The sequence below is a fragment of the Tateyamaria pelophila genome (assembly GCF_019966495.1).
GTDB classification, from domain to species: Bacteria; Pseudomonadota; Alphaproteobacteria; order Rhodobacterales; family Rhodobacteraceae; genus Tateyamaria; species Tateyamaria pelophila.
Genome location: NZ_JAIMIA010000224.1, coordinates 1 through 3,976, shown reverse-complemented (window position 1 = coordinate 3,976; position 3,976 = coordinate 1). Strand labels below are relative to the sequence as shown.

The following is a 3,976-nucleotide window of genomic DNA, read 5'->3' as shown; positions in this document are numbered from 1 at the left end:
ACAATACATGAACATGGCCGATTATCAAGCCTTGAAGGACAACATCATGTGCTCCCGGATCAAACGGGATAAGCCTTCCTCCGCAAACTGGCAAAGATCTTTCCTGCACCGCAGTAAACGCGCAAAGCCTGACAAGAAAGGCGCTTGCGCCCAGTTCAAAGCCCTACTTTCTGCGTCAGCAACACCTTGTTTTTCCACAGAATCGGCTGAGAGCGGACCTTCGCTGAAACTGCGAAATTGAAGGTGCCGTGGGGAGAAAGCGGGCGCTCACTTGCTAAACTCGATTGTGTTTCGTAGTTTTTTAGCATTGCTTCGCGGAGCCTAACTTACAATAGGTCAATCCCTGTTTGGTGCGTCCGCTTTTGCGGAGTGTTTTTAATGCTTTGTCGAATCCCGGACAAACGACTGAGGTGATGATAGGCTGAAATTACACAGTCTCATACACCGCAAGAAGGGACAGCTTCGCTGGTGATGGGGTGGATATTTTTATGATATGTCGACGTGTCTAATTGATAATTCGGCCTTTTTTCTGGCTGCGATACTCGCCTTGTCCTCGGCACTTTCAAGGTACACTAGATTTGCAATGTATTGAACCATCGGAACTGACGAGAGAATGCATATTGTGGTTGGTTACCCCGATTGAGGCGCACTCTGTTTGTGGGGTTTGTGCATGTGGCTTTTGATAAACGAGACACCGTTTGCGGCCGAACGGACGTGGACACGTGACGAAAGAGGCGCGGAGTTCTGGCTGGTCGCGGTGCGGGCCTCTTTCAAAATCGATCTCGATGGTCGTCAAAGTACGGCTAAAGAACAGACAGAAGTCCAGAGATTTCCGGTTTTTGCGGGCGATCCGATGACAACAGGACTAATCACCGACAGTGACTTTGTGCTCTCGAAAACGGGGACTGATGTTCTGGTCAATGGGCGCGCGATCACGCCAGATCGCCGCCCTGAGACGCGATCACAGGTGCGGATCAAGCTCGCTGACATAGATAAATCGCTCGACGTCGTTGGGGACCGACGCATCTATTCTGGAGCTCTCGGGCTCGCGATGACAGAGCCGAATCCATTCATTGAAATGCCCATCACCTGGGAAAGGACCTATGGTGGTTGGGACCGGCAAGGAAAAAAGGAGGCGTGGGAGCCCAGCAATCCGGCTGGATGCGGTTTTGCCAGGTATCCCTCGCACCTATTTGACACACAAGCGCCCAATATCGAGTATCCGGACGCTCCTTATCATGGCGCGCGATCGAGCAAACCAGCAGCCTTGGGACCTGTCGCGCATCACTGGCAGCCGCGGGTCCGCTACGCTGGCACCTATGATGCGGTGTGGGCACAGAATCGTGACCCTTTGCCCCCGGTGGATTTCGACCGGCGCTATTACCGCTCCGCTCCGCTTGATCAGCAGACGGCAGAGCCGCTTGTGGGATATGAGGAAGTGCGCATTGGCGGGATGACACCTGACGGTTTCCTTGGTTTTATTTTGCCTCGGATCACATTCGACATGATTACAACATTCAAGGGGGGCGGCGATGTCCGACAGACGCCAACGGTCCACACTCTTTGGCTGATGCCGAACCGGCGAAGGTTCGAAATGGTTTGGCTCTCAGCTCTTGAAGTGCCTCCGGGTCGCGATGAAAAGCTAGTAGGTACGACGATCCGTATTCGACCGCGGATGGGAACGCCCGATTCGATACGCCGAACAGGCGTCTGGAGACCGGACTGATATGGCTCGTGCAACCCTTCTAGGCTGTGGCATGCGCACGCCCCTCGGCTTCAACCGCGCCACCAGCGCCGCGGCTGTTCGTGCTGGAATATCGGCAATTGGTGAACATCCTTTCATGATTGATCGGTTCGGCCAACCGATGAAGGTAACACGTGATGCCGGTCTGGATCCGGATATGTCAGGAGTTGAGCGTCTCACCGAATTGGCGCTACCGGCCGTTCGGGAGGCGCTTCTTCCGATCGAAAATCGGGGAGCGAAAGTAACAATCCTGCTGAATTTTGGTGAAGTACGACCCGGTCTGGACGCCGAAATGACCGCTGCTGTGGCTGATCGTCTGCTGGATGCAATTAAGGGCTCAATTATTCCTGCACGCGTTCGTCATTGGATGGGGGGTCATGCCGGAGGCATCGTCGGAATGCAGGCCGGGGCAAATCTGATCGCTTCCGGCGAAGCGGACTTCGTGCTTATTGGAGGCATCGATAGCTACCTGAATGCCGATACGCTGGAACGGCTCGATGATATCGAACAGCTTCATTCTGAGAACAACATATACGGGTTCTGCCCGGGCGAAGCGGCTGGCTTCGTTCTTCTTGCCAAACCCGGTCGGATCGGGACCGAGCTGGATCTCATCGGCGCAGGTTCCGAAATCGAAGAGAACGTGATCAAAACCGAGGATATTTGTTTGGGTGAAGGGCTCGCCGCCGCCTTTAAGGCTGCCGCAATTTCGATTACCGAGGGACACTTTGTCGATCAGATATTCTGTGACATGAACGGCGAGCGCTATCGCGGCAATGAGTATGGGTTCGCGGTGCTGAAGACTTCCGGGCTGTTTGAAGACGCGGTCGATTTCAAAACGCCCGCTGACTGTTGGGGAGATGTTGGCGCAGCCTCCGGTCCGCTGTACGCTGGCTTGGCAATCGAGGCCGAATCGCGTGGTTATGCCAAAGGACCGCTCACAATGATCTGGGCGAGTTCCGAAGCGGGCCACCGCGCAGCCGCGATTCTGGAACGACGAGGGGGTAGCTGATGCCGACCCACATTCTGGTGAACGGTCTTGGGCTGACCTATAAGGGCACAGTTGGCATATCGACAGCGACCATTCCCGACGTTTGCAAAACGCCATCCCCTGGTGGCCCTGTCCCAATTCCCTATCCCAACATTGCGCAGCAATCATCACTGAAGGGCGGCACGACGACGGTCAAGGCCAAGGGTGAGATGATCGCCGTAAAAGGCTCGCAATACGGCTCCTCCAACGGAGACGAAGCAGGGACGGCAGGCGGCGTCAAGTCAAGCGTCAACATGAAAGCGACCGACTGGATTACCTTTTCTTTCGACGTGAAGATGGATGGAAAGAACGCGTGCCGGCACACGGATAAAAAGTTTCACAATAACAAGAATACAGTATGCCTTATGGGGCAGGTTGATCCACAGATCGCTGTACGGACATCACTTCAGGAGATACATTGCAACTGTTGTCGCAATACGCAACCCTCTAGACCTGCAGAGCTATGTACGGAATACGGCAATCGCGTCGATGATTGTTGTCAACAAGCCATTGCTGCTTTGCCAAGCCCTCAGACGCTCGGCGGCGAACGCGGTTATAATGACAGCAATAAGAAACCGCTCACAAATTCAAGTGGCAACCAGCTTTCGCGCGCGCAGGCGGAAGCGCAAGGCGTATCGTTCGCTGGTTGCAGCTTTCCCGACGCTTGTTCGCTAGATTCCAACGGTAACGTCACACAGTTCTTCGATTTCAAGACCACATGCCCGAAAGGCCAGCCGTACACAGACAACAGAGGAAACATTAAGGGTTATGCATCAGGCAACAAGCTCATTAGTTATGCAAATGCTTTTGAATCCTTCAAAACACCCTATCGCAGCAAGCCATCTCAAAAGGCTTATCCCCTTTGTTCCGGCAAGACTACATGTTGAGGCGACAGAGCTGATGATTGTGGCTTGAGGCGCGGATCGGATCAATTTGCGGCGCAGCTTGGGCGCATAAAACGTAGCTTTTATGATGACAGATGGCTTTCAGACGCGCTGGTCGACGAAATCGCGATAGGTTGCAGGCGCGAGACGGACACCGATTCCGAGCAGCGTGTCGAAGGCACTGCACATGTGTCGTCGCCGGTTCCAGCGGAACACGAACTCATCGAGGTAGCGTTGCAGATGTCGTTTCCTGAGGCCGTGGAACACACCTTTCGCCCATCGCTTCAGGTTCGAGAACACGCGGTGAACCCAGTGCAGGAT

5 protein-coding genes are annotated in these 3,976 nt (G+C 54.3%); 4 read left to right on the top strand and 1 reads right to left on the bottom strand.

The features are described from left to right. From LC354_RS26750 to LC354_RS26735, 4 genes are all read left to right on the top strand, one after another. The coding region (locus tag LC354_RS26750) for a hypothetical protein (RefSeq protein WP_223428991.1) at positions 1-241 on the top strand (241 nt) is incomplete at its 5' end. Positions 242-670: 429 nt separating this feature from the next. Beyond that, complete coding sequence (locus LC354_RS26745; RefSeq protein WP_223428990.1) at positions 671-1,726, top strand: DUF2169 family type VI secretion system accessory protein; 1,056 nt, start codon at positions 671-673, stop codon at positions 1,724-1,726. Positions 1,727-1,757: 31 nt separating this feature from the next. Next, on the top strand, positions 1,758-2,753 hold the full coding sequence (locus LC354_RS26740) for a beta-ketoacyl synthase N-terminal-like domain-containing protein (protein ID WP_223428989.1): 996 nt from the start codon (positions 1,758-1,760) through the stop codon (positions 2,751-2,753). Continuing rightward, a complete protein-coding gene (locus LC354_RS26735) occupies positions 2,753-3,658 on the top strand; it encodes a DUF4150 domain-containing protein (protein WP_223428988.1) in 906 nt (301 codons plus the stop codon). Before LC354_RS26740 ends, LC354_RS26735 begins: the two co-directional genes overlap by 1 nt. A 99-nt stretch (positions 3,659-3,757) precedes the next feature. Here the strand turns inward: LC354_RS26735 and LC354_RS26730 are convergent. Beyond that, positions 3,758-3,976 (bottom strand): transposase (locus LC354_RS26730; RefSeq protein ID WP_223428987.1); only part of this gene is annotated, 219 nt, incomplete at its 5' end.

Coding starts and splice junctions, on each gene's coding strand:
- LC354_RS26745 (WP_223428990.1), top strand. CDS start 671: ATGTGGCTTTTGATAAACGAGACACCGTTTGCGGCCGAACGGACGTGG.
- LC354_RS26740 (WP_223428989.1), top strand. CDS start 1,758: ATGCGCACGCCCCTCGGCTTCAACCGCGCCACCAGCGCCGCGGCTGTT.
- LC354_RS26735 (WP_223428988.1), top strand. CDS start 2,753: ATGCCGACCCACATTCTGGTGAACGGTCTTGGGCTGACCTATAAGGGC.